Origin of the sequence: Dyadobacter beijingensis DSM 21582 (genome assembly GCF_000382205.1) — a bacterium.
GTDB lineage: Bacteria > Bacteroidota > Bacteroidia > Cytophagales > Spirosomataceae > Dyadobacter > Dyadobacter beijingensis.
Genome location: NZ_KB907787.1, coordinates 1,102,543 through 1,127,358, shown reverse-complemented (window position 1 = coordinate 1,127,358; position 24,816 = coordinate 1,102,543). Strand labels below are relative to the sequence as shown.

25 protein-coding genes are annotated in these 24,816 nt (G+C 51.6%); 10 read left to right on the top strand and 15 right to left on the bottom strand.

Features of this window, described 5'->3' with window-relative positions; translation table 11 throughout:
- Nucleotides 1–42 precede the first annotated feature (42 nt).
- Nucleotides 43–555: a DUF2911 domain-containing protein gene (locus H144_RS0111910; protein ID WP_019942292.1), complete on the top strand. Its 513-nt coding sequence runs from the start codon at nucleotides 43–45 to the stop codon at nucleotides 553–555.
- 98 nt (nucleotides 556–653) lie between these two features.
- On the opposite strand, the gene H144_RS0111905 is transcribed toward H144_RS0111910, so the two are convergent.
- The 6 genes from H144_RS0111905 to H144_RS0111880 form a co-directional block, all read right to left on the bottom strand.
- Nucleotides 654–950, bottom strand: coding sequence for a winged helix-turn-helix domain-containing protein (locus H144_RS0111905; protein WP_026350627.1), 297 nt, complete (start codon nucleotides 948–950; stop codon nucleotides 654–656).
- Between the two features lie 89 nt (nucleotides 951–1,039).
- Complete coding sequence (locus H144_RS35015; protein ID WP_019942290.1) at nucleotides 1,040–2,197, bottom strand: hypothetical protein; 1,158 nt, start codon at nucleotides 2,195–2,197, stop codon at nucleotides 1,040–1,042.
- 69 nt (nucleotides 2,198–2,266) lie between these two features.
- A complete protein-coding gene (locus tag H144_RS0111895) occupies nucleotides 2,267–2,641 on the bottom strand; it encodes a diacylglycerol kinase family protein (RefSeq protein WP_019942289.1) in 375 nt (124 codons plus the stop codon).
- Nucleotides 2,616–3,296: a DUF1361 domain-containing protein gene (locus H144_RS0111890; RefSeq protein ID WP_019942288.1), complete on the bottom strand. Its 681-nt coding sequence runs from the start codon at nucleotides 3,294–3,296 to the stop codon at nucleotides 2,616–2,618. Before H144_RS0111890 ends, H144_RS0111895 begins: the two co-directional genes overlap by 26 nt.
- Before the next feature lie 94 nt (nucleotides 3,297–3,390).
- On the bottom strand, nucleotides 3,391–4,302 hold the full coding sequence (locus H144_RS0111885; RefSeq protein ID WP_026350626.1) for an SMP-30/gluconolactonase/LRE family protein: 912 nt from the start codon (nucleotides 4,300–4,302) through the stop codon (nucleotides 3,391–3,393).
- Between the two features lie 19 nt (nucleotides 4,303–4,321).
- Complete coding sequence (locus H144_RS0111880; protein ID WP_033402601.1) at nucleotides 4,322–4,975, bottom strand: thioredoxin family protein; 654 nt, start codon at nucleotides 4,973–4,975, stop codon at nucleotides 4,322–4,324.
- Between the two features lie 348 nt (nucleotides 4,976–5,323).
- Here H144_RS0111880 and rplU point away from each other — a divergent pair, with 348 nt between their 5' ends.
- The 6 genes from rplU to H144_RS0111850 all read left to right on the top strand — a co-directional run bounded on the left by rplU (nucleotide 5,324) and on the right by H144_RS0111850 (nucleotide 10,470).
- The gene (gene rplU, locus H144_RS0111875) at nucleotides 5,324–5,635 is read left to right on the top strand and encodes a 50S ribosomal protein L21 (protein ID WP_015814326.1); all 312 of its coding nucleotides are present in this window, start codon (nucleotides 5,324–5,326) and stop codon (nucleotides 5,633–5,635) included.
- 61 nt (nucleotides 5,636–5,696) lie between these two features.
- Entirely contained in the window at nucleotides 5,697–5,975 is a 279-nt protein-coding gene (rpmA, locus tag H144_RS0111870) for a 50S ribosomal protein L27 (protein ID WP_015814325.1), read from the top strand.
- A 160-nt stretch (nucleotides 5,976–6,135) separates the two neighbouring features.
- Nucleotides 6,136–6,732 carry a NifU family protein gene (locus H144_RS0111865; RefSeq protein WP_026350625.1) on the top strand — a complete coding sequence of 199 codons (597 nt, stop codon included), beginning with the start codon at nucleotides 6,136–6,138 and terminating at the stop codon, nucleotides 6,730–6,732.
- A gap of 79 nt (nucleotides 6,733–6,811) precedes the next feature.
- The gene (locus H144_RS0111860; RefSeq protein ID WP_019942284.1) at nucleotides 6,812–7,909 is read left to right on the top strand and encodes a hypothetical protein; all 1,098 of its coding nucleotides are present in this window, start codon (nucleotides 6,812–6,814) and stop codon (nucleotides 7,907–7,909) included.
- Nucleotides 7,906–8,982, top strand: a complete 1,077-nt coding sequence (locus tag H144_RS0111855; RefSeq protein WP_019942283.1) for a ferredoxin--NADP reductase — start codon at nucleotides 7,906–7,908, stop codon at nucleotides 8,980–8,982. The genes H144_RS0111860 and H144_RS0111855 overlap by 4 nt, the downstream gene beginning before the upstream one ends.
- A gap of 423 nt (nucleotides 8,983–9,405) precedes the next feature.
- A complete protein-coding gene (locus H144_RS0111850) occupies nucleotides 9,406–10,470 on the top strand; it encodes a LacI family DNA-binding transcriptional regulator (protein ID WP_019942282.1) in 1,065 nt (354 codons plus the stop codon).
- A gap of 69 nt (nucleotides 10,471–10,539) precedes the next feature.
- Here the strand turns inward: H144_RS0111850 and H144_RS0111845 are convergent, their stop codons facing one another.
- The 3 genes from H144_RS0111845 to rbfA all read right to left on the bottom strand — a co-directional run bounded on the left by H144_RS0111845 (nucleotide 10,540) and on the right by rbfA (nucleotide 14,838).
- Nucleotides 10,540–13,104 carry a M1 family aminopeptidase gene (locus tag H144_RS0111845; RefSeq protein ID WP_229207889.1) on the bottom strand — a complete coding sequence of 855 codons (2,565 nt, stop codon included), beginning with the start codon at nucleotides 13,102–13,104 and terminating at the stop codon, nucleotides 10,540–10,542.
- A gap of 106 nt (nucleotides 13,105–13,210) precedes the next feature.
- A complete protein-coding gene (locus H144_RS0111840) occupies nucleotides 13,211–14,437 on the bottom strand; it encodes an FtsX-like permease family protein (protein WP_019942280.1) in 1,227 nt (408 codons plus the stop codon).
- Between the two features lie 17 nt (nucleotides 14,438–14,454).
- Nucleotides 14,455–14,838 carry a 30S ribosome-binding factor RbfA gene (gene rbfA, locus H144_RS0111835; RefSeq protein ID WP_019942279.1) on the bottom strand — a complete coding sequence of 128 codons (384 nt, stop codon included), beginning with the start codon at nucleotides 14,836–14,838 and terminating at the stop codon, nucleotides 14,455–14,457.
- A 128-nt stretch (nucleotides 14,839–14,966) separates the two neighbouring features.
- On the opposite strand from rbfA, the gene H144_RS0111830 reads away from it, so the two are divergent.
- Complete coding sequence (locus tag H144_RS0111830) at nucleotides 14,967–16,379, top strand: hypothetical protein (protein ID WP_019942278.1); 1,413 nt, start codon at nucleotides 14,967–14,969, stop codon at nucleotides 16,377–16,379.
- Here H144_RS0111830 and rpiB read toward each other — a convergent pair.
- Nucleotides 16,376–16,807: a ribose 5-phosphate isomerase B gene (gene rpiB, locus H144_RS0111825; RefSeq protein ID WP_019942277.1), complete on the bottom strand. Its 432-nt coding sequence runs from the start codon at nucleotides 16,805–16,807 to the stop codon at nucleotides 16,376–16,378. The genes H144_RS0111830 and rpiB overlap by 4 nt on opposite strands.
- A 127-nt stretch (nucleotides 16,808–16,934) precedes the next feature.
- On the opposite strand from rpiB, the gene H144_RS0111820 reads away from it, so the two are divergent.
- Nucleotides 16,935–17,705: an LOG family protein gene (locus H144_RS0111820; RefSeq protein WP_019942276.1), complete on the top strand. Its 771-nt coding sequence runs from the start codon at nucleotides 16,935–16,937 to the stop codon at nucleotides 17,703–17,705.
- Nucleotides 17,706–17,785: 80 nt separating this feature from the next.
- On the opposite strand, the gene H144_RS0111815 is transcribed toward H144_RS0111820, so the two are convergent.
- Complete coding sequence (locus H144_RS0111815) at nucleotides 17,786–18,739, bottom strand: ComEA family DNA-binding protein (RefSeq protein ID WP_019942275.1); 954 nt, start codon at nucleotides 18,737–18,739, stop codon at nucleotides 17,786–17,788.
- Between the two features lie 114 nt (nucleotides 18,740–18,853).
- On the bottom strand, nucleotides 18,854–19,897 hold the full coding sequence (locus H144_RS0111810) for a DUF4097 family beta strand repeat-containing protein (protein ID WP_019942274.1): 1,044 nt from the start codon (nucleotides 19,895–19,897) through the stop codon (nucleotides 18,854–18,856).
- Between the two features lie 102 nt (nucleotides 19,898–19,999).
- On the opposite strand from H144_RS0111810, the gene H144_RS0111805 reads away from it, so the two are divergent.
- Complete coding sequence (locus H144_RS0111805) at nucleotides 20,000–20,230, top strand: hypothetical protein (RefSeq protein WP_019942273.1); 231 nt, start codon at nucleotides 20,000–20,002, stop codon at nucleotides 20,228–20,230.
- 3 nt (nucleotides 20,231–20,233) lie between these two features.
- Here the strand turns inward: H144_RS0111805 and H144_RS0111800 are convergent, their stop codons facing one another.
- The 3 genes from H144_RS0111800 to H144_RS33250 all read right to left on the bottom strand — a co-directional run bounded on the left by H144_RS0111800 (nucleotide 20,234) and on the right by H144_RS33250 (nucleotide 24,576).
- The gene (locus H144_RS0111800) at nucleotides 20,234–20,590 is read right to left on the bottom strand and encodes a hypothetical protein (protein ID WP_019942272.1); all 357 of its coding nucleotides are present in this window, start codon (nucleotides 20,588–20,590) and stop codon (nucleotides 20,234–20,236) included.
- A gap of 60 nt (nucleotides 20,591–20,650) precedes the next feature.
- On the bottom strand, nucleotides 20,651–22,075 hold the full coding sequence (locus tag H144_RS0111795; protein WP_019942271.1) for a GH1 family beta-glucosidase: 1,425 nt from the start codon (nucleotides 22,073–22,075) through the stop codon (nucleotides 20,651–20,653).
- 95 nt (nucleotides 22,076–22,170) lie between these two features.
- Entirely contained in the window at nucleotides 22,171–24,576 is a 2,406-nt protein-coding gene (locus H144_RS33250) for a T9SS type A sorting domain-containing protein (RefSeq protein ID WP_019942270.1), read from the bottom strand.
- Between the last annotated feature and the right edge of the window lie 240 nt (nucleotides 24,577–24,816).

Sequence of the window (24,816 nt, the reverse complement as noted above, 5' to 3'; positions counted from 1 at the left end):
ATTTCTTAAACCACCAGTTAATTTCTAAATTTTACACGCTTTATGAAAACCACATTCTTTTCGCTTTTCCTCACCCTGATCGCATTCACATGGGCATCCGCACAAGAAAAGCCAATGAGCCCGCACGTTACCACCGACGGTAAAAATATGAGCATTACCTACGGCCAGCCATCTAAAAAAGGCCGCGTGCTGTTCGGTAAAGCCGGCAGCGGCAGCCTCGAACCATATGGCAAGCCATGGCGTATCGGTGCCGACCAGGCTACTGAAATCACGTTCAAGAAAGATGCTACTTTCGGCGGTAAGGCGGTAAAAGCAGGCACTTACACATTGGTAGCCGTTCCTAACGAAAAAGAATGGACCATTATCCTGAACAGCCAGCTCGGCCAATGGGGTGCTTACAAGTACGAAGAAAACAAAGCCAAAAACGTACTCGAAGTGAAAGTTCCGAACAAAACCTACCCGAGTTCGGAAGAAAAACTGACTTTCAATGTAAAAGACACCTCCCTGGATTTCCAATGGGATAAAGTAGGTTTCTCGGTACCTGCGAAGTTCTGATAACCATCAGCCTTAAACAAAGAACGGGGTGTTACCAAAAGTAGCACCCCGTTCTTTGTTTCCCTCCTCCCATTCCTCCATCTTCCCTTTACTCCTTTCTACAAATTCTGCCTGATCATATTCTCCAATACCTGCAAGTGCTCGGTAAATGCCTTATGGCCGTCTTCGGTCGCTTTGTAGGTGGTGAGGGGCTTGCGGCCGTTGAATTGTTTCCGGAATTCGATGTATTTGATTTCCTCCAATGCCTTCAAATGCGAGGCCAGGTTGCCGTCCGTCAGCTGCAGCAGTTCTTTCAACTCGTTAAAACTCAGGGAATCGTTGACCACCAGCACGGACATTAGCCCAAGCCTGATCTTGCTTTCGAATACCTTATTAAACTTTTCTAACCACTCCATTACAAGTTTCTGTTACTGAGGTGCGACCGCTGACCGCCGACCACAGACGGCCGATTGGCTTCTGACGATCGCAGGACCGTCAATCGGCATTATTGATTGGCTTCCAGGAACAGCATGGCGTCGCGATTGCGAATCCATACGGCCTGGTCGCGTTGATTGTTGGCGGCCATGGTAAATCCCGAGCCTACCAGGCCCGTTCCTACCGACACCCAGAAAAATGTTTTCAGGTTGTCGCGGTTACCCGAGATCAGCGAAATAATCGAACCGGCCGACCCCGCAAGCGAGATCACCAAACCAATGCTACGCGTCCTTCTTGATTTCAGATAGAGGCCCAGACCTTCCGGCGAAACCATAAATTCGTTCCTTATCGCCTTCTGTCCGCTATAAATGACATTGTTTTTGACAAAACTATTCCCATTTCTCAAATAAATAGTCTCTTTATCGTACCATTTTCTCGCTTTAAAGGCCATACTATCGGATGGCACCCGCACCTGCGCGCTGCAAACCGAGCCGGTAAGCAGCAATATCAGCATACCCACGATGCCGGATTTACCTCTCGGAAACTCGCCTCCCTGGCGTTGCCCGCCCGGTTCCTCGCCATTTGGCAACTTTTCCCTTTCATACCGGTTGTACATCGTAAGCCCATACACAATGTGCAGCAGCCCGAACCCTATCGCCCAGAAGATCAGGGAATAACCCGTCAGAAAGAGCGCCACGCAGCCGATCCCGATTTCGGAAATACCCATGTAAAATACCTCCGGGTAGGTGAAACGGCTCGCGTTGACGAGCGCCAGCCCGTAAAACAGCAGCGTTACCGGGAACACCAGCCAGATAAAACCATAGCTCAGCATCGCAAGACAGAAAATTCCGCCCGTCGCCAGCGGGATCAGCATCGCTACCAGCAACCGTTTGGAACTCCCGTTCCATACGGAGAGGCCGTTCCGGCGGCCCTTCCGCACGGTGAGGATAATGCCCACGGCCAATGATGCGACCAACACGCAAATGCCGTCCACGAGCAGGAAACCGATAATATCCGCCCGGGAATGCCCCTGGTAGGTGCCCATCGGTACGAGAATGTCTGCGAGCCAGTCGGTTTTGAACCGGATGTAGGCAGCAGCCGCGCCGATTAATGCAAAAATACCGGCGAATACCCCGCTCAAACCGCTAAGGGATAGGAACTTGGACGACCGCTCCATGAGGTTGCGGATTTCGTTCAGGGTGTGCAAAGAATCCTGATTCGGGTTCATAAGCTGCTAAATATAAATATCGGTCAGAAATGGTCAGTTTTCGTCAAGTGTGGCCAGGTGCAGCTCATCCTAAAAAAGCAGGATGATCTTGGGAATGAAAATGATCCCTCCAACGATCACCGCCGAAATGGCGAGCAACAATACCCCTGCGGCCGCGGTGTCTTTTACTACTTTGATCACGGGATGGTAATCGGCCGATACGAGGTCGGCCAACTTTTCGATGGCGGTATTGAATGCCTCGCCCGCCCATACGAGCGCGATCTGGATCACGATCACGCACCATTCGGTAGCTGAAAGGTTGAAAAATACACCGGCAATGGCTACTACCACACAAGCCAGCAAATGGATACGCGCATTGTTTTCATAACGGAACAGGCTGTAAATCCCCGCACCAGCGTAACGAAAGCTCCGGACGGCTTTAAAAATATCGATGGGTCCGTTCATTGTGTTTCAATTCGGCGAAAATATGGAACGCAAAGTACAACAACATGAGCACGAACGAAAACGTAATGGTGTGTTTGATCGCCAGCGGATCCCTCATGCTATGGTAGATGCCCCTTGCGAGCGCGCCGGGCTGGGTAATGATATCCCAGCTGTTCCAGCGCCCGTACCGTCCGAGGAAAATCCCGAACCCGCTCAATACCATCGAACTGAGGACCGCGAACCACGCGAGGCGGTCGTTCCAGCGGTGGGCGATAATGCGGTGCACAATGCGGATGCTGTACAAACCGGTGAGAAAACCAGCCAGGGAAAATGTAAAAATCATCAGCGCATCATACCAGATCATGTTTTCGGGCACGCCGCGAAGGTGTTTCAGGTCGGTGATGATGTAAGGCGCATTCGGGAAGAACAGCAGCCAAATGGCCAGGTAGGTCATCAGCATAGCAAATGGCGCCGGTTTGCGCCTTTCCATTTCCCATACCCATTTGATAAACAGCAGCGGCACCCAGGCCAAAAACAGGTTCCAGACGAGGAAAATGAAATGCCAGCTTTCCAGGACAATCCTGACCGACAACAATGCCACGGCAGCGGCGGAAATAAATGCGAGGAGCGCAATCTTCAAATTGCCTTCCAGATAATCGACCAGTTTTCTCAGCATCTTTTGCGTATATTTAAAGTACTTTGAAATACAAAGTTAATAGAAAGCAATGCTAAACTGCAACAGCCGGTTGTCGATTTAATTTAAAATACAGTTACTTTTTGTTGTTTTCGGAGAAAGCCTTCATCATCGCCCACTCGCGACCGGCTGTTTTAGCCTTGAAAGTTTCGAGGCAGCCGCGGTCCTGCAAGGTAATGTAGCAGGTCTTGCCGTTTTTGCCGCCGAAGCAGATATTGGAAACCTTCTTCCCGATTGTGTGAATGGTATGGATCACTTTTCCTTCGGGCGAAAGCACCGCTACCTCGCCTTTTCCGTGGCGTGCAATGTAGAGGTTGCCATGCACGTCGCAGCGCATACCGTCCATTCCGCCGTCCTCGAAGTGGTGCAGGAGTTTCTTATTGGACAATGTGCCATCCGGCGCGAGATCGAACGCCCACACGTTCCGCTGCACGCTTTCGTTGACGTACAGCTTCTTTTCGTCGGGGCTCACATCGATGCCGTTGGTGGTTCCCATATTTCCAAAGGCAAGGTTCACTTTTCCTTCGGGGGTAATATGCCAGATTTGCCCGGTACCATCCTTCCAGTTCGGGTCGGAAGCGAAAATATGGCCGGTGGCGGTTACGGCGAGGTCGTTTGGCTGGTTCATTTTCGGCTCGTTCGCAAAGACATCGACATCTTTCGTCAGCATATCCACTTTCAGGATGTTATGCCCCGTAAAATCCGCTACGTAAAATGTGTTTTTGTCGATGAAACGAATCCCGTTGCCCGTGCTGCCTTTGGGTAATGTCACAAAAAAGCTCGCATTGCCCTTTTTGCTGATCTGCGCGATCGTACCGTCGCGGGCAAAATTCACGGCGTAAACATTGCCGTCTTCGTCCACGGCCGGCCCTTCGCAGTTGCTGGTGAACTCGCCTTCGTTGGAGAAATTTTTGCTTTTGACCTGCGCCCTGCTTATTTCAGGGAACAACAAGGCTACGGTGAGGAGGACAGCTAAATATCTGGTCATAAGGGTTAATGCTTCAAAATCACTGGTTTTTCCATTTAATGGCGCAGCCCACCGGCTTGGTAATAGTGGTCACGACCGGCTTACCGCCCACAAGGTTGCTCACGGCCTCATCCACATACAGTTTGGTGACGCCGGCGGCATCCTGCGGGTTGTCATCGATCATGCCCATGTAGCGAACGGTGAATTGCGCACCGCTTTTTTGCAGTACAAATGCCTGCGGCGTGCGGCCGGCCCCAAATGCGCGGGCTACCTGCTGGGCGTCGTCGACCAGGTAGGGATAGCCGTAACCTTTTGCGGCGGCCCGTTCTTTCATTTTTTCAAATGTATCGTCCTGATGCGTGCCGGGGTCGCTGGGATTGATGGCGATCACCGGAAAGCCCTGGCCGGAAAACTTATTGTTCAATGCAATGATCCGGTCTTCGTACGCCTTCGCGAACGGGCAGTGGTTGCTGGTAAAAATAATGATCACGCCTTTGGAGGAGGCAAAATCGGACAATGAAACCTGGTTGCCGCCCGTGCTTTTCAAACGAAAGTTCGAAACCGCGTCGCCTACCTGGTAACCGCCCTGCCCCTGCGCTGCGCCTTCCCTGCCGGTTTCATCGGCCATCAGCGGCTTCACCGCCATGACGAGGCACAATACCACCGAAACCCACAGACTCACTTTTATATTCATGTTTTTCAAATCTTCTGTTGGTTAGACCCTAATAATTAGGTAAAAGTAAAAGCGCGACCTGTTAAATTTTGTTAAGACAGCCAGTTACGCTCCATCCATAAACGTGCCAGTCTGCCTGGACCATATAAAGGTAACTTTTTGGACATCTTTTACCACATCGGGCACATAAATTCTGAAAACGGCCCCGCCAGCATGACAACCGGGAATGGGCATTACCCTAAACGCACGACCTTTTGTCCGCGAGATATTAAAAAAACCGGAATATTCCTCCTAATGCATTGTGATTCTGCCGCTCTCTTTTTATCTTTGCACCTCAAAATTTGAATCCAGTTTAATAAAACTATTAACATGTACGCAATCGTAGAAATCGCAGGTCAGCAATTTAAAGTTGAAAAGGGTCGCGAAATCTTCACGCATAGGCTTGAAGGTGACGTGAACGCTGCACTTGTATTTGACAAAGTCCTTCTCGTTGATAACGGAGGCACAGTACAGGTAGGTCTTCCGACAGTAGCAGGTGCTTCTGTAAAAGCAACTGTTCTCGAACACCTCAAAGGTGAAAAAGTGATCGTTTTCAAAAAGAAACGTCGCAAAGGATACCGCGTGAAAAACGGTCACCGTCAATATCTGACTAAAATCAGCATCGACGAAATCGTTGCTTAATGCACACGGCGGAAGCCGGAATCAGTTAAAACAGGAAACTACAATTTAAGTATAAGATATTATGGCACATAAGAAAGGTGTAGGTAGCTCGAAAAACGGACGTGAATCGGAAAGTAAACGTCTTGGTGTAAAATTATTCGGTGGCCAGTTGGCAAAAGCAGGTAATATCCTGGTTCGTCAGCGTGGAACCAAGCACAACCCAGGTAAAAACGTTGGTATCGGTCGTGACCACACATTGTTCGCGCTCGTTGATGGTAACGTGGTGTTCCGCAAGACCCGTGAAAACAGATCTTACGTTCACATCGAGCCCATCGCGGTTGAAGCTGCTGCGGAAGCGTAATCAGTTCGCTTAGCGCAACTTTCCAAAGATTTAAAGACCCGTCAGGCATCCGTTTGACGGGTTTTTTATTGGTGAAAGCGCCCGCTGCCAAACCAAATGCCCGCATTCCGTGTTCTCTAAACCGGAAAGTTGTTTTACCTTATCCATATCGACCATCCCAATGCTGTCACGACCCATTTTTGTATATACCGAACTGAGCCCCAACCCTAACTCGATGAAATTCGTACTGAATTTCGAGCTGGTGCCCGACGGCCTTTCATTCGACTACCCTTCGCTGCAATCAGCGCTGGAAGAAGGTACTGCTTCCCCGCTCGCCGCGGACCTGTTCCAGTTCCCGCATGTGAAGCGCGTGTTTATCGCGAGCAACTTCATCACCATTACCAAAGACGATGTGGTGGCCTGGGAAGAGGTTCTGCGCGATACGAAGCAGTTTATCAAAATCTATTTTGAAGAAAACCACCCGGTATTCGAACAAAAAACAATCGAAAAGAATACGGTAATCGTCGATTCCCGTGATTCGGACACAGTTCAGAAGATCAAAGCAGCATTGGACCAATATGTACGCCCGGCCGTTGAATCGGATGGCGGTGCGATCAATTTCCATTCTTTCGATGAAGGTTCGGGAACGGTGAAGGTGCTTTTGCAGGGATCTTGCAGCGGCTGTCCGTCATCGACCCTGACATTGAAAGCCGGTATCGAAAACCTGCTTACCCGCATGGTACCCGATGTGAAAGAAGTAGTCGCAGAAGGCGTTTAATGTAAAAAGATATTCATCGAAACCCTGTCGGAAATCCGGCAGGGTTTCTTTTTTTAATGTGTTTTGTTAGTTTCGGCGCATGAAGCCAGCGCTGGAAACATTCATAGACCGCATTGAGGCATTACAATCGAAGGGTAATGCATTATTCCCTAAAGGCATTTTCCCTGCGCAGCGGTCGAACACGATGATCGGCTACCGGCGGCCGGACACGACGATGTTCTTCTCGGCCATCACCGCATTCACGCTGCAATCCATCCGTAAGTACTGCAATACAGCCAGCCAAAAGCAGATCGACGCGATCCGCGGGCTGGTGACGGCCAACTACCCCGATTTTCAAAACAAGGACGGCTTAAAGACCTACAATTTCTGGAAAACAAAACCCTCGCGCCATTTCCCGAACGGCCGCTGGTTCCGCCGCTTCGAGCATTTCCGCATTCCCGACGATATCGACGACACGGCATTTGCCTACCTCACCACCGATCCCACGCGGGAGGAATTGGTATGGTTAAAAGAAAAACTAACCCTGCACGCGAACGGTACGAAGCGCTGGATCAGGAATACCTATCCGGAATACCAGCCCCTGCGGGCCTACTCCACCTGGTTTGGCAAGCATATGTACGTCGAGTTCGACATCAGCGTACTTTGCAATATGCTGTACTGCATTTTGCATTATAACCTGCCGCTCAACGAACATGACGACGCCAGCCTCGAATACATCCGCTCGGTCATCGACACGCGGCGGTACATTACCGCGCCTTTTCGTTGTGCGCACCAGTATCCGCGCACACCGCTGATCATGTACCACGCGGCGCGTCTCATCGCCGCATTCGATCCGCCTGCATTAAGGTCCGTAAAACCACAGCTGCTCGACGATATGGAAAATCTGCTGCAAACTACCCGCAGCGGCATGGACCGCGTTTTGCTCGCGACTTCGCTTATGCGTTTTGGCAGGGCCACGCAACGCATTCCCGTGGAAACGTATTCGGAAAAGGATTTTAAAGGCTTTTACTTCTTTATAGCAGGGCTGCTCACGGCTTATGAAAACCCGGTGCTGTACAAATTGTCGGTCAATCCGCTGGTGCATATGCATTGGACTTGCGAGGCGCATTGCTGGGCGCTCCTGGCGGAATATGAGGCACTTTGGAACCAGCAGCAGCCAGCCGGCACTTTACTATGACAGACCTCGAACCAGGCACCATGGCAGACCATACGATCGCATTGAAGCTCCGGGAAATCGTCCGCGAAACGGACGACGCGAAAACATTCATTTTCGAAACCGCCGATGGCAGCGCATTGCCCTACAAGGCTGGCCAATTCCTGACGTTCCTCATTGAAATCCATGGCCACGAAGTGCGCCGGTCCTATTCGATGAGCTCGGCGCCCGGCGTGGACGAATACCCCGCCATCACGGTCAAAAGAGTGCCGAACGGCGAAATTTCAAGGTTCTGGATCGATACCGTGCAACCGGGGCAAACGTTCCGCGTACTCGCACCATCGGGCCGGTTTACATTGGAAAAAGAAGACACGGGCCCGCGCGACATCGTGCTGATCGGCGCCGGAAGCGGCATTACCCCGCTGTTCTCCCTTTTGAAACAAACACTAACCCAGGAAAACGAAAGCCGGGTAACCCTCATTTACGCCAGCCGGAACATCCGAAATACGCTTTTTTGGCAACACATTACGCAATGGCAGGAGCGTTTCCCAGAACGCCTGCGCGTAATCCATATTCACAGCCAGCCCACCGACGACTGGAACGGCATCCGCGGCCGCATCAACAACACCCGGCTGGAACAGTTGGTGAACCAATCCATCGTCTACAATCCGCAGGACGCCCGGTTTTTCATCTGCGGGCCGTTCGACCTGATGCGTTCTACGGAAATCACCCTGCATTTCATGGGCTTCCGCAGCGCGCAGATACGGAAGGAAAACTTTGTGATTACTTCGCCGCCGCCCCCACCGCCCGTCTCCTACCCGCACCGCATCGCGCTCCACTTCCGCGGGGCCATTTACGACCTGCTGGTACCGGCGCATTCGACCGTGCTGGACGCTGCATTGGCTGAGGGCATTCAGCTGCCTTACAGCTGCAAGGGCGGGCGCTGCTCCTCGTGCGCGGCCGTGTGTACACACGGGCACGTACATATGAGTGTGAACGAGGTCCTCACTGATCGCGACCTTGCCGCCGGCTGGATATTGACGTGCTCCTCATACGTCGATAGCGAAGATGTGGTAGTGGAATTCAGGCAGGAGTAAAAACAAAGAAGCGTACAGACAGGGCCGTACGCTTCATTAAGGTTTAGGATTAGAGGAATTTCAACGAATGAATTCCTGAAAAGGTTAAGTGTTAGGAATATTAAAGAATAAAATTTTCTTTCTTATCTTATTTACAAAATTACTTGTCAAATCGGATTTTCCTAACAAAATTTAAAAAAGTGTTCGAGCACGCAATCGAAAACACACACCGGGCTCGTACACGTCATTAGGAACCAATAGTGTTTTTTAGTGAGGTAAAACTAATGGGCCAGCCGCAGAATCTCAAATTTATTATAAAAAAAATTTGAAAAATTTTGTATCACATAGTAGCCTTTCACTAGAAACCCACTATTTGGCCCATACTCGTAAATACTTGTTAGATTTGTTGATCGATACTGAAAAATTCCTGAATTATAGTCGAGTGTGAAAAAGAAAATTGTCAGAATCAAAGATATAGCGGAAAAGGCGCAAACCTCCAAAGGCACAGTCGATCGCGTTTTGCATAACAGGGGCAGGGTCGCCGATGACGTTCGGGAGCGCATCCTGGCCATCATCAAAGAGCTCAACTACGAGCCCAATCTCATTGCCCAGTCGCTGAAATCGCAACGCGCATTCAACCTCGCCGCCCTCATCCCCGACCCTAACCTCGACTCGTACTGGGAAGCCCCGCATGCGGGTTTGGAAAAGGCGGAAAAAGAGCTCCGGCAATACGGCGTGCACATCAGCAAGTTCATATTTAACTCGCATTCGGAATCGTCGTTCATCGCCAAGGCAAAAGAAGTCATCCGCGAGCATCCCGACGGCCTGCTCATTGCCCCGATTTTTTACAAGGAAGCATTACCGTTTTTCAAGGAATGGGCCGACATGGGCATTCCTTATGTGCTTTTCAACACGCAGATCGAGCACGTGGCGCCGTTGTGCTACATCGGGCAGGATTCGTACCGGAGCGGCTCGCTGGCGGCCAAAATCCTGCGTTTCGGCCTGCATTCGCCGGGCACGGTACTCGTAGCGCACGTGAACGAGGACATTTCCAACTCGGCGCATTTGATTACCAAGGAGGACGGTTTCCGGAATTATTTCAAAGGGGAAAAGCTGGATGGGACATTCAATGTGATCAGCCGGGAAATCAACTTCCCGGACGAGGAAGGCCCCGACAAGCAGCTGGACGAAATCCGGGCGCAGCACCCCGACCTCGGCGCGGTGTACGTCACCAATTCCAAAGCATTCGAAGTGGCCGCATACCTGGAAAAGAATGCATTGAAGGACATCAAACTCGTAGGTTATGACCTGATCGAGCACAACCAGCATTACCTCAATAAAGGCATTATCGATTTCCTGATCAACCAGAACCCGCTCGGGCAAGGTTACTGGGGCATTCACCAGCTCGCAAATCATTTGATTTTCAAGAAGGAAATCCCGGCCATCAAGTTCCTGCCGCTGGATATCATCACCCGCGAAAACCTCGATTACTACCTCGATCCGCAGTAAAAGTTCTCCATAAACAAGACAGGCCCGGACGATATCCGGGCCTGTCTTGTTTGTAATAATGGTCATCCACTATAAATCCCCAAACTGGCTATACATCTCTTTCAGCTTCGGCTCGGTTTCCTTTGCGCGGATATCCTTGCGTAATGCGGACACGCCCTGTATATCCGTGAGCAAGCCCAATGCCTGGAATGCACCGAAACGCACGAAATAGGAAGGATTGTCCCGCGCGAGACCTTCGAGTATCGGAATGCTTTTACGCTGCACGTCCTGCTTCGATTTGATAAGGTATTTACCAAAAACTTGCAGGAAGTTATATTTTTCCGTCGGCTTCATGGCCTTCATTTTGGTCAGGAACCAGTCGTAGCGGTCGGGCTGGGCCAGTCCGGCGTAATAGTTACCTACCGAGGTGATAATGGCATCGTTCCGCGAATTTTCGAACTGTGCAGCCACCTCCGCCGCGTCGTTCGGCTGACTCATGAGGTATTTTTCAATGGCAACAGAGGCCACCAGGTACGAACTGTCAGTCAACGCGGCCTTGAAGATCGGATCGCTGTTGTTGTCTCCGAATGAGGCCAGGGTGATGATCGCCTCCGAGCGTACCTGCGGGTGCGGGTCCTGCTGCGCACGGCTCTGGATTACTTTTTCAATGTCGGCAAAACCTTCCCCGGCATATTCCGAAAAGTTGCTGATCGCCATCTGGCGAAGTTTCCAGAACGGATCGTCCATCGCTTTCACGAGGATTTTCCGTGCGGTGGTATCGGCCAATGCGCCTTCCAGCGACGATAATGCTTCGTATTTGTGTAAAAACCGATCGGAATGCAGGTATTGGAACTCCATTTCCGGCCTGTTTTTATCATGCTCGATCACGCCCAATAGCTGCGCATCCGAATCGAATACGACGAGATCGGGCTTTTTCGCAGCAGGGAATTCGAGCGTTTGGTTCACTTTGTCCACCACCACATCGTAGCGGTTCTTTTTACCGGATACCCACACGTCCACTTTCACCGGCAGGCGGTACACCGTCGTAGCCACGGTATCCTGCGATTGTTTTACTTTCAGAATCACCTTGCTCTGCGCGGCCACGAACTGCTGGTCTATTTTCAGCACCGGATGACCGGGACGGTGAAACCACTGATCGAAAAACCAGTTCAAATCCTGGCCGGTCACCTTTTCGAATGCCACGCGCAGGTCGTCGATCTCCGCCGTACCGAACGCGTGCGATCTGAGGTAACCCTGCAATGCCGCGAAGAATGCATCGTCGCCCACAAGCGTACGCAGCATATGCAATATGCGTCCGCCCTTCGCGTACGAATGGCTATCGAACATATTCTCGCGGTCTTTGTAAAAATAACGGATCATCGGCACCTGCTTCGTCTCCGACTCGGCAAGATACTCTTTCATTTCCTGCAAATTACCCCAGTCGGCCTCGTAACGGCCATCGTTATACTCGCTCCACAGATATTCCGAGTAGTTGGCAAACGACTCATTCAAAGGCAATTGCCCCCATTCTTCACAGGTTACATAATCACCGAACCAATGGTGCGCCAGTTCGTGGGCGATCACCGCGTCGGAATTACCGTCCACCAGCGATCGGGCATCGTTTTGTACGCCCTCCTCGTGCACCGTAGCCGTCGTGTTTTCCATCGCTCCGGCTACGAAGTCGCGCACCGCTATTTGCGCGTATTTTTCCCAGGGATATTCCACCCCGAAAATATTCGTGAAGAAACCCATCATTTCCGGCGTGCGGCCGAAGATCGCGTGGGCGTCGGCGCCGTATTTCGGCTCTACGTAATAGCTCAGTTCGAGACCGTTAGGCATCATATCCTTCGCTACCACGAAGTCGCCCACGGCCATCATCGCCAGGTAAGGCGCGTGCGGCAATGTTTGCTTCCAATGGTCGGTGCGGGTGCCTTTTCTACCCTCCTGCTGGTTCACGAGCAAGCCGTTGGAAAGCGTTTTATAGGTACTGTCGACGGTAATGTAAATGTCCTGCGTAAATTTCTGGTTAGGCGCGTCGATCGTCGGGAACCAGCAAGAGCTGCCCTCGGTTTCGCCTTGCGTCCAGAGCTGGCGGGGCTTGCCCTCATCCAGACCATCCGCGTTAATAAAGTAAAGGCCTTTGTCCGAAGCGCTGTCGTCCTCCTTTCCGCGCGGCACATCGTTCGGCTTAGCGATGTAGTCGATTTTGATAAAAAGCGTGTCTTTCCGGGTGTATTCCTGGCCTAGTTTGACGGTCAGCCTGCGCTTGTCGTAGGTAAATTCCAGCTTCTTTTTAACTTTTGAAGTAATCTCCTCACTACTAAGGTCACCATACTCCCCGGTCGTATCGAGCAGCGAGATGCCTTTGATTTCGAAACCCCTGGCATCGAGTTCGAGGGTATTCTGGGGATAAAAATGCGGTTTGAACTTCAATATGGCCGAAGCGGGAAGCTGCTGCTTCACCCAGTCGGGCTGCACGTCGAGGCGTGTGTAGAGAATGTCGTGTTTTTTGGGCTTTTCAGGCCGGTAAGGGCCCTTAGGCGTAACGGTACCGGGATTTCTTCTGTAAAGTGTGTCAGCAACCGTGCCGGCTGTCACCGGAGTGCTCCATGCGAGGAAAAGTAAGCCAAGAATTGTAAAGATCAATCGGTTCAAAAAAGGTCTTTGATTATCACCGGTCATATCCGCTTTCTGATTGATTGCTAGGAAGTAAGTCAATGTAAATGATTTAATAAACGATTATCTGGTGCCTTCGGGCTATCTACACGCGCAGCAGCATTCCCGACTCCGCGGCGCGCCTGGCCGGAATGTAAGAAACAACCATAGTAATCATAACGACAACAACGCCCGTGTAGAGTATGTCTTCCCAAATTAATTTCACCGGGTAAGCATCCACCAGCGAGGTGGCCATTCCCATCGAAACGAGGCCATACCGCATTTGCAGCCAGCAAATCCCGATCCCGCCCAGCAGCCCCACAACGGCCCCCGACAATGCCACGATCGCCCCTTCGGCCATAAAGATCTTCCGGATGAGCGATTCCGTGGCACCCATCGCGTACAACATCGATACATCGTTCTTCTTCTCGATCGCTAACATGCTGAGCGAGAAAAAGATATTGATTGCAGCCACTAAAATAATCAGCGAAAGGGTCACTGCCACAAAAAGCTTTTCCATTTTTATTGCCCGTAACAGGTCCGCATTCAGCGAATCGCGGTCTTTTACGACGAATCCCTTGCCCAGCTTCGCACTCAGCGCCTCGGCGATGTCCTTTTCGGCATAGCCGGGTTTGGTATACACCTCCAATGCCGACCGCTCGCCATTGTAGCCCATCAGGCCTTCGACCTGCTTCAATGGGGCGATAATGTAGTCGTCGTAGCGGTTTTCGATAAAGAAAATGCCGCCCGGCCGCAGATTCACCTGATTGAATGCTTCCGGCGAAGTAAGGTTGAGCGTTTTGGAACTCGTGCGCGGGTATAGCAGCTCGATCGGCGTGAAAATATCTTCGAGCGTGATCGACAATGCATTCCGTATTCCTTCCGCAATGAGCGCGTAAGACGTTCCATTATCGCCGGTGAGGCGCCTGGATCCTTCCACCATCGCGGTGTCGAGCTGCTTTTGCTGTGCAAATGTGCTGTCCACGCCTTTGAGGCGGATAATCGTCTGCTGATTGCCGTACCGGGCCAATGCATTGTCCTCGATCACCTGCGTCACCAGCTGCACGCCCTGGACCGATTTCAGTTCATTCAGCATCGAAGGCGTGATTTTGAAGCGCTTACCTTCGGCCGGCACAATGCGCACGTCGGAATCGAACGTCTTGAATATCTTCCGGTTGAGGTCCTCCATGCCATTGAACACGGACAACACCACCACCATAGCCATCGTCCCGACCGCCACACCCGCCATGGCGATGCGTGCGATCAGACTGATGAAACTCCTTTTGTTACGTGAAAAAAAGTAGCGAATGGCAATCCGGTAGGAAATATCCATGATGGCTCAACTTGATATCAGTGCGTGTCGTCCTCGTCGTCCGGCTGTGCAGGCGGAATGACCAGGTCTGAGAAAAGCAGGTCCATTTTGGCCGCGTATTCGGCAGTATCGTCGATATAAAATTGCAGGTGCGGCACGATCCGCAGCTGGTGACGGACGCGCTCGGCGAGCTTCTGGCGGATAAAACGGGTATTTTCCCGGATCGTTTCCAGCAGCATGGTTTTGTTCTTATCGGGCAAAAAACTCAGATACGCCCTGGCAATGCTCAGGTCGGGCGTTACGCGCACGGCGGTGATCGTCACGAATGAGCCGCTGGTCAAATGCTGCGCGTCCTTCTGGAAAATCTCGCCCAGGTCTTTCTGTATCTGTCTGCCTACTTTTTGTTGTCTTTTCGATTCCATATGATGAACGTCGTTCCCTCTCTCCTTTTCAATAAGTACAAATATCCGTACTTATTTTGTTTTTGTAGAACCCGGCATTGTAATTTCGTGAAACTTATTTCCCGTCAGATACCTAATCCACCTGCCGCTTGCTTAGTTTTTTTCGCGTCAATGCACGGTACCAAACCATCAGCCTGGTTGTATTCTTCCTGCTGCTGCGCCTGCCTTTTTTCCTGGGCGGCGCACCGCTGCTGATACCCGAGCTGAGCTGGATGCTGGTAGGCGAGCAAATGGGCCGGGGGTTCATGCTCTACCGCGATGTGTGGGATAATGTGAGCCCGTTCTCGGGCCTCACCTACTGGCTCATCGACAGCCTCTTCGGCCGGGCGCAATGGGTGTACCAGCTGGCCGCCATGGGCGTTTCGCTGATCCAGATTTTGTATTTCAATTACGTAATCCACTCCCGCGACGTTTTCCCGGAGCGCACCTACCTGCCGGGGGCATTGTACGCGCTGTTTCTCAATATTTCCTTCGATATGGGCACATTATCGCCCATGCTCATCGCGAATACCTTCCTCTTGTTCGCATTCGGATCGATCGTCAAAATGCTCGTCCGGCGGGAAGTGACTACGCAGGTGTTCGAGCTGGGGATGTATATTGGCATTGCCACGCTGTTTTATCTGCCGGCGTCGTTGTTCATGATCTGGGCGTTCCTGGCGTTGCTTTTTTACACGGGTTCCACCTTCCGGCACCACTTACTCACGCTTTTCGGGTCTATATTCCCGCTGATGATGGTCGTGCTTTTCTTTTACCTCAACAATGGAATGGAAAGTCTCAACCGCAACCTGCTGACCTCCGTATTCCAGGTAAAACAATATAACCTCAACGACTTTTCCTCCCTGTTAGCCTCGCTCCTGCTGCCGTTGGGTTTCGGGGTGATGGGGTTCATGCGGATCTTTACCACGCTGCGGTTCGTCAACTATCAGACGCGCATTCAGCAGGTAATGGCGCTTTGGTTCATCGCGGCGGTATTCACGATCCCGCTTATGCAGTTCCTCGCGCCGATGCAGTTTGTGATATTCGTCCCCCCGGCCGCATTCTTCGCCACGCACTATTTCCAGAGTTTCAAGAAAAACAGCTGGGCCGACGAGCTCCAGTTCACACTCATGGGTGCGATGATTGTCCTGATCCAGTACCAGGGACTGCGGGGCGTATTGCCCGGCGTTTCGATGGGTAAGCTCGAAAACCTGCGTGCCAAACCGGCCAACCTGCCGGACCAGATCCAGAACAAGCGCATTCTCGTGCTGGGGCAAAATTCAGGGGAGTATATCAATAATTTCACGGCCACCCCCTACCTCAACTGGGAGCTGGCCAGCTACGATGTGCAGAACCTCGACAATTTCGACAGCGTGATCCACGTCTATAACAACTTCCGCAAAGACCCGCCTGAATACGTGATCGACAAGGTGAATATCATGCCGAAACTCCTGAACAGGGTTCCGGCATTGAAAAAGCAGTATATCCAGAGTCCCTGGAAAGGTATTTACCAGAAGGCGTATTAGCAGGAAATCTTATCCACGCGCGTCTGGTGACGGCCGCCTTCGAATTCGGTGCTCAAAAATGCTTCCAGGCCAGCCAGTGCCGTTTCCAGCTCGATAAACCGCACGGGGAAACAGATCACATTCGCGTCGTTATGCTGGCGGGCCAATGGTGCCAGCGGCGTATCCCATACGAGCGCCGCACGCACGCCCTGATGCTTGTTGGCGGTAATGCACACGCCCTGCCCGCTGCCGCACAGCAATACGCCTTTCTCGAACTCTCCGCTTTCCACGCCGCTCGCTACGGGATGCGCGAAATCCGCATAATCCGCCGAATCAGCACTGTAAGTACCGAAGTCCTTCACTTCGAAACCGTTGGTGGTAAGCCAGTCGATAACCGGTTGCTTGTAGGGGAAACCCGCGTGATCGGAGCCGATAGCAATTTTTCTCATTACTTTTTTGTTAATTACAGCCCACCGTTCTCTGTAAACGACAGCGGACAGGGTGAAAAGTTTTAATATTGGTGATAATGGTGCAAAGTTACCATTATCCTTATCAACAACTCAATGAATTCCTAATATGAGTGAAGAAGTAAAACCCAAAAATGGAGAATTAGTTGACGTTTCTCTCCTCAACCCCGCGGTTCCCGAAGATGAGAAAAGGATCAAAGAAGCGTTTGAAGACCGCAACTGGAACGAAATCAAAAGTGCCGACTCGTGGGTCGTGTTCAAGGTAATGGCCGAATTTGTGGAGGGCTTTGACAAGCTGGCCAAAATCGGCCCGTGCGTATCGATCTTCGGTTCCGCCCGGACGCTACCCGACAATCCGTATTATAAAACCGCCGAAGACATTGCCGCCAAGCTCGTACGCCACGGTTACGGGGTGATCACCGGCGGCGGCCCGGGTATTATGGAAGCCGGTAACAAAGGCGCATTCGAGCAGGGCGGTAAGTCCGTCGGCTTGAACATCAAGCTGCCGTTCGAACAGCATAGCAACATTTACATCGACCACGACAAGAGCATCAATTTCGATTTCTTCTTCGTGCGGAAAGTGATGTTTGTCAAATACTCGCAGGGATTCATCGTCATGCCCGGCGGATTTGGCACGCTCGACGAGCTTTTCGAAGCGATGACGCTGATCCAGACCAAAAAAATCGGCCGCTTCCCGATCGTACTCGTCGGCACCGCCTACTGGTCGGGCCTGCTAGACTGGATCAAAGGCACCATGCTTACCGAGCACAATATCAACCCGGAAGACCTCAAACTGATCAGCATCGTCGACACGCCCGACGAGGCCGTGAAGGTGATCGATATGTTCTATTCGAAATACCTGCTGAAACCCAACTTCTAGGACAAGCACGTTGCCGGTGCCCAACTGCGGTTTGGCCGGCGGCATTTTCCAGACAATTTCTCCTCCGAAGGGCCACACCGTCAGAAAGACAGGTATGGCCCTATTTTTTGTATCGTCGCCTCATCCAGCACCTTCACATTCCGCAACTCTTCCAGCGAACGGAAAGGCCCGTGAGCATCCCGGTAGTTGAGCAGCACCTGCATTTGTTTCCTGTTTCTCAAATAGGGATGCCTGGAAAGCTCCGCGGCCGTTGCCGCATTGATATCGATTTTTTTCACCCCACTGCCCACTTTCGCATACCGTCGCAATTCCGCTAATGCCAGTGAATCCAGCCCGTAAACTTCGGCAAACTGGTCTGCGGAATGGAAACCGCCGAGGCCGTCGCGGAACTTCAGAATACGCTCCGCGAGTTTGCTGCCGATGCCTTTCAGGCGGATGAGCGCCGTCGTATCGCATTGGTTAATATCAAATACACGCCGGGCGTCCTGGCCGGGCGTATTGAATGCGGGAGGCTTACGAGCATTCGCTACCGCAACGTTTGCATAGCCGGAAGCATTCGGAATGATGATATGCGCTTCCAGGCGCGCGTACAAGTCCGCGGGGAAGTCGTAGATTTTCTTCAAATCCTCCCTCCGCCGGAACTGCCCGCCCTTACTCCTGAACCTGGCAATGCGCGCAGCCAGAAACGGCGGAATACCTACGCCGGCCAGCATGGCCTCCGAGGCGGTATTCGGATCAAAATCGACGAGTTTAACCTGCTGCGGGGGCACCTGTCGGCTGGATGGCGTGCGCGGTGACCGGCGTTGCTGGTATTGCATTGCCTGCTGCTGTTCCAGCAACGCGGCAATGCTGTCGAGCACCTTTCTTTCGGGTGGCGGGGTGCCGGGCGGTACGAGCGGTAATATCCAGCGCCGGAATGCGAATGGCGATGCGATCACAAGCAGGCAAAACACCATCATCACCAATGCGCCGCGCGCTTCTTTTCGGGAAATGCCGAAGAAGTCCTGTAAACCATTTAAAATTTTCTGATACATAACCGGGAAAAGTTTTTCCCTTTTGACGTAACAAATGCATTTTGGTAACAGGTTATAAAACAACAATGAGCAGGCGGTCGACCCGCCTGCTCACCGGAGCAAAATAAAATGCGATTACTGGTTTACATAAACGCTGCCGGCACTGGCCGATAACGTCACCGGAATGCCGCCTCCGTTCATTTTGCCTTGTACGCGGTCTTTTTCAGCGGAACCGTCGAAATTCTTGAGCGGGATCGAAACGCGGTTGCCTTTCAGGTTCAGGTCGACGCCTTTATCCAACGGCATGGTTACGCGTACCGTGCCGGCCGAGGTAGAAAGATCCACATATTTGCCGAGCGATTTCAGTTCCAGTTCGATACTTCCCGCGCTGGTGCTCGCACGCACGCTGCCCGATACATTCGCAAGGCGTACCGAACCGCCCGACGTACCCGCGTCCAGCGTGCCGTCCACGCCCTCGCCGCGGATGCTTCCGCCGCTGGTATGCGCCACTACATCGCCATTCAGCTGGTTGAGCTCAATGCTGCCGCCGGAGGTTTTCAGCTCTATTTTACCTTTCAGTTCAACCGCTTTGATGCTGCCTCCACTGGTATGGAGGTTAATGTCCTTGCTGCAATGCGCCACGTCGATGCTTCCACCGGAAGTGCGGCCGTTGATCATTCCGTCCAGGTCGTCGATTTTCAGGCTGCCGCCGCTGGTAGTGAAGTTCTGGACGCCCGTCAGCGAAGCGATTCTGATGCTGCCGCCGCTGGTTTTCAGGTTGGTAGCCACATTGCGCGGCGCGGTCACTTTGAATGCGATGGAAATGTTGCGTTTATCGTTCCATTGCTGGTTATTTTTGCGTTTGGCCGTCGCCACGACTTTGCTGCCTTCCGTGCCGATCAGGATATCGTAATCTTCCAGGCGGTCTTCGATTTCTTCTTTCGAAAGTTCCTTATTGTTGTTCCAGCCATTGCTGCGGACGTACATTTCTACTTTGAAACCGTCGGATTTGCCGCCCTCCACCGAGATGGAGCCGCCGGAAGTTTCTACCTGTAATTCTTTGAGGGATGAGCCGTTGAAATTCTTGGTTACGTAAGGTTTGTCGTCACCGCTTTGTGCACAGGCGCTCATGAATGTCAGCGCCGACAGGGCGAAAGCTAGTAGTTGTTTCATTTTCATGGGATTCTCGATTTGTTTCCGCAATGATGTAAATCCAGGCTTGCAGGTTGCACGGCATCGGTATAGTTTTTGCAATATTGTTTTTCTAAACAGCATTGAATCATGAAAACCTACCGTGTAAAAGCCGTCCGCGAGTCAGAAGAAGCATTGGTACTGGACATCCTGCAAAACCTGCAACGCAAGGGCACGATCGTATTCGAAGAAGAACAGCCCGACCACCGCGCTAAAGAAACTACACCTGCCACAGAGGAGCAGGTGCAGGAGATCATTGATGAAGCGGAATTGGGTCCTTATTATTCAGAGCAGGAAGCGAAAAACATCCTGCATTTGTAATGCCTACTGTTTTTTGATATCGATGACTTTGATTTCGTCATAAGTATTGGTAGCGCCCCAGCCGCATTGTACGGTGCTTTTTGCGCCCGTGAGGCTGTATTTCAGACGTACTTTGGTGAAGCTGTAATAAGTATCATTTTTGCCCAGCTCCTTATCGATTTTCGCCTTGGAAGCTTCGTCGGGCAGGAGCGAAATTGTGCTGTCTTTCGAAGTAATGCTGAAATGCCAGGAGCAGCCGTCGGCGGCCAGCATGTTCGTCCACGTGGCGTCCGTTTCATATACCTGCTCATTGATGTCGGGCGCCTCGTCTTGGCAGCTTATCCAGGCCAGAAGGCCAAATAAAACAATCAGGATTTTCATGGTTAAAGGGGTTTAATTAACTGTCAGACACGACCGTTTTGGAAATAGTTGGAAGCCTTTTTACAATTCCGCATTTTTCAGAAACCCCGCAAACCATTTCCCCGACTCTTTCACGGTACGCCCCTGTGTTTGGAAATCCACATACACCAGGCCAAAGCGTGCCGAATACCCGTGCGCCCATTCAAAGTTATCCAGTAACGTCCAAGCGAAATAACCGGTAATATTAATGCCCTCGTTCTTCGCTTTCAGCACTGCCGCCAGGTAATCCTGGTAATAGCTTTGCCTGCCCGGATCCGCCACCTGCCCTTCTTTCAGTTTGTCTTTGAATGCGGCACCGTTTTCCGTGATCAGCAGTTCCCGCACGCCCTTGTACCGGCTGAACTGTTTCAATATTTCATACATCCCGGCAGGGTTCACCTCCCAGCCGAGGCCGGTCGTGGGGACATTGCGCAATGTCGCCGGGACTTCTTTGAGCCACATCACAGGCGCCAGGTACGAATGCTGCACCACCACGCTGAAATAGTTTTGCAGGCCCCAGAAATCGAAATCGAATTTCAGCCGCTCGCGGTCGCCCTCGCGCATGAACCTTTTGATATTGGACAAAAACGGAAATGCGTCTTTGGGATAACCCATCCCCAATGCGGGCTCGATGAAAAGGCGGTTCATGAGCGCGTCGGCCCGGCGCGCTGCGCGTACGTCCGCGGCGCTCTGGCTGTGGGGATATACGTATGAGCACGACACCGCATTACCTATGCGGGCGTCGGGCAGCAGGCGCCTGAGCGTACGGCCGCCCTCGGCCTGGCTCAGTGCCAGGTGGTGCACCACGGGCAGGAAGTTGTGAATCCCCGTATGGCCCGGCGCGTGCTCGCCGGTGGTGTACCCGAGCCCGGCCACGGCCATCGGCTCGTTCAGAACGATCCAGTGCTTTACACGGTCGCCGAATGCGCGGGCGCATACTGCCGTATAATCGGCAAACCATTCCACAATGCGCCGGTTTTTCCAGCCGCCCGATTTTTCCAGCGCCTGCGGCAAATCCCAGTGATACAGTGTAATCCACGGCTCCATCCCCAGCGCCAGGCATTTGTCGATCACCCGGTTGTAAAAGTCGATTCCTGCCTCGTTGACCAGCCCGTGGCCGTCCGGCATTACCCGCGACCAGGAGATCGAAAACCGGAACTGTTCAAAGCCCAGCTCTTTGGCAATTTCCAGGTCGGTCTCATAGCGGTGATAGAAATCGCAGGCTTGGCGGGCATGGTCGCCATTGCGGATCTTGCCTTTTTTTCTTGCAAATACATCCCACACACAATCCGTGCGCCCGTCTTCATTCACCGCGCCTTCGATCTGGTAGGCGGCCGTAGCAACGCCCCATTTAAAGTTTTCGCCGAAAGCCTCCCGGTTAAGCGGACTGTCGTAGTCTGGTTTGTTGTCTGAATTCCTCGTCGGATGATCGATAGTCGTTGCCAAGGCTGTTTCGGTTAATCGCATTGATACGCGAAAGTTAAAAACTAATCCTAACACAAAAGCCCTTCGTCCGTAAACTGTGGACGAAGGGCTTTTCGGATTTCCGATCCGGCGGCTGCTTACCGCACGATGAGGATTTTGCGCATCAGTGGTCCGTTGTTCACTTTCACAAAGTAAGTGCCTTGTGACAGTTTGGTCAGATCCACTTCGTTACCCGAATCCGGTGTGGCGTTCAGTACGAGCGCGCCGGCCTGGTTGTAAACTTTCACGTTCGTTACCAGTTGGTTGCTGCTTACCTTAATGCGGTCCACAGTCGGGTTAGGATACACGTTCAGTTGCTCCTGGCCATCGAAATTCAGGCTCTTGATGGCGCTGAAAGTGAAGGTTTCATCCAGATCCACCATTTTCAGACGGTACAGGTTCACCGCGAAAGGATTGGTGTGCGTATAAGTGTATGTTTCGAGTTCCTTGCTTTCACCTTTGGCTTCGATCTGTGCGAGGGCCGCCCAGTTTTTACCATCCTGGCTGTGTTGTACTTCGAAGTAAGCCGAGTTGCTTTCTGCTGTGGTAGCCCATGCCAACTGTGCGGTAGAGCCTTCTTTCTTCGCAGAGAATGCCGACAATGTTACTGGCAATGGAGGACCTGAGAATGTCAGACAGCCATTGTCCACTACGAAGTCCCCGCCATTCGAAGACAACAGCACGCGAACATACTTGGTACCTGCCGGAACCGTTCCTGCTACTGTATACAATTCCAGTCCCCAAGGGTTGCTGCCAAGTACTTTCGTTACGTCCGTGCTGAGCTGGCCGAGTTCGGTCTGACCTTCGTTAAGGAATACCAGCTGGATTTTCTGGCTGTTCAATGCGCTGGCGGCAGCGTAGATTTTCAATGCAACCTGGTTTCCGGTGGTGGTGGTCAGTTCCACATCCTGCCAGAATTTGCCTGCACCGCTCAGTTTAGCACCTTTCGAACCACAGACCGCGTAGATTTGGTCGGTCGACAGTGAACCTGTAACGCTCCATGAAGTTGTTCCATTTTCGAAGCTTGGGTTCAGCAATTTGTTACCGCTACATTCTACACAGTTTGCAGGAGGTGTAAGGGTCGTACAGATCGCGTCGATTTTGAAATAGTCGCCGGAAGAAACGGCAGAGAAGCGAACTTTAACGGCACCCGCAGGGGCTGTGGCAGAGATTGCGAATTGTTTCAGGTAGCTGTCAACGACTTTGTAGTTCATATCCACTACCGCCTCGTTGGTGTTGATCTTGTTGCCAGCGCCGTCATAGAATGTCAGCTTGAACTGGTGCGACACGCCGGTGTTGTGCGTACCACCATAAGCGGTGATATCCACTTTTGTACCTGCTACGAGGGCAATATCCTGCCAGATCGAACCGGTGCCGGTGATGAGACCGTTTTTGCTGCCGCACATTTTGTAGGCTGCATCTACACCGAAGTTACCAGAGCTGGCCCAGTCGTTGGTACCATTCTCGAAGCTGGCATTTTTGATGTACTGGTTGTTGTTCACGCAATCGCAATCCACAACGGGAACAGGGTTGGTAACAGTCGTACAGATCGCATCGATTTTGAAATAGTCGCCCGAAGAAACGGCAGTGAAGCGAACTTTGGCAGTGTTTGCAGGAGCGGTAGCAGAGATCGAGAATTGTTTCAGATAGCTGTCTACCACTTTGTAGTTCATGTCGACTACGGCCTCGTTCGAGTTGATTTTGTTGCCGCCTGCATCGTAGAATGTCAGCTTGAACTGGTGGGTAGCACCTGTGTTGTGTGTACCGCCGTAAGCCGTAACATCCACTTTCGCGCCTGGTACTACGTTGAATTCCTGCCAGATTGAGCCAGCGCCGGTGATCAGACCGTTTTTGCTGCCGCACATGTTGTAAGCATCGTCTGTACCGAAAGTACCTGTTTTAGACCAGTCGTTGGTACCGTTTTCAAAGCTCGCGTTCTTGATATATTGGTTGCTGTTAACGCAGTCGCAGTTAACAACCGGTGCAGGAGGGGCGATGGTAAGGCAAGCGCCGTCAATTTTGAAGTAGTTGCCTGATGAATAAGCCTGGAAACGAACTTTTGCCGTATTGGCAGGTGCAACCGCCGACTTGGTGTAAAGCTGCAAAGAGCTTCCGCTACCCACCTGAAAATTCATATCAACGTTTACTTCGCTGATTTTTGTGCCGTCTGATTTGTAGAAAATCAGTTTGAACTGATGATCGAATTGGTTGTTGTGCGTACCGCCGTATACCTTAAGGTTAACAGTGCTTCCGGCTGTGGTGGTAAATTCCTGCCAGATAGATCCCGCTCCGGTGATCAGACCGTTTTTGTTACCGCACATGTTGTAGCCGTCGTCCGTTCCGAATGTGGTGTTGCTTCCTTTGGTCCAGCCGCCTGTTCCATCCTCGAAGCTGGCGTTGGTGAGCTTGTTTCCATCGCAACCACAATCGTTGGTTGCGTTAGCCTGGAAGGCGAAGCCCAGGCTCAGTAGTAGTAGGGTAAATAGAAAAGTAAAATTTTTCATAACGTATTTGATTTGTAATTGATTAGCAGCTGTGGCCTGTCAACAAAATGTACGTTACAAAGGTAAAAATTAGATGCTCCAAAAATAGCACTTTTTTTATATGACAAATATCAATAAACTATATTTATAGCAATTTTTAAATTATTTCTAATTCAAAAAATAGAATTAATTCTAAGTACTATACGTTATTAATTGCTTTAAAAACAGCATTTTTAAGGTAAATAATTCAAAAAACGGCTT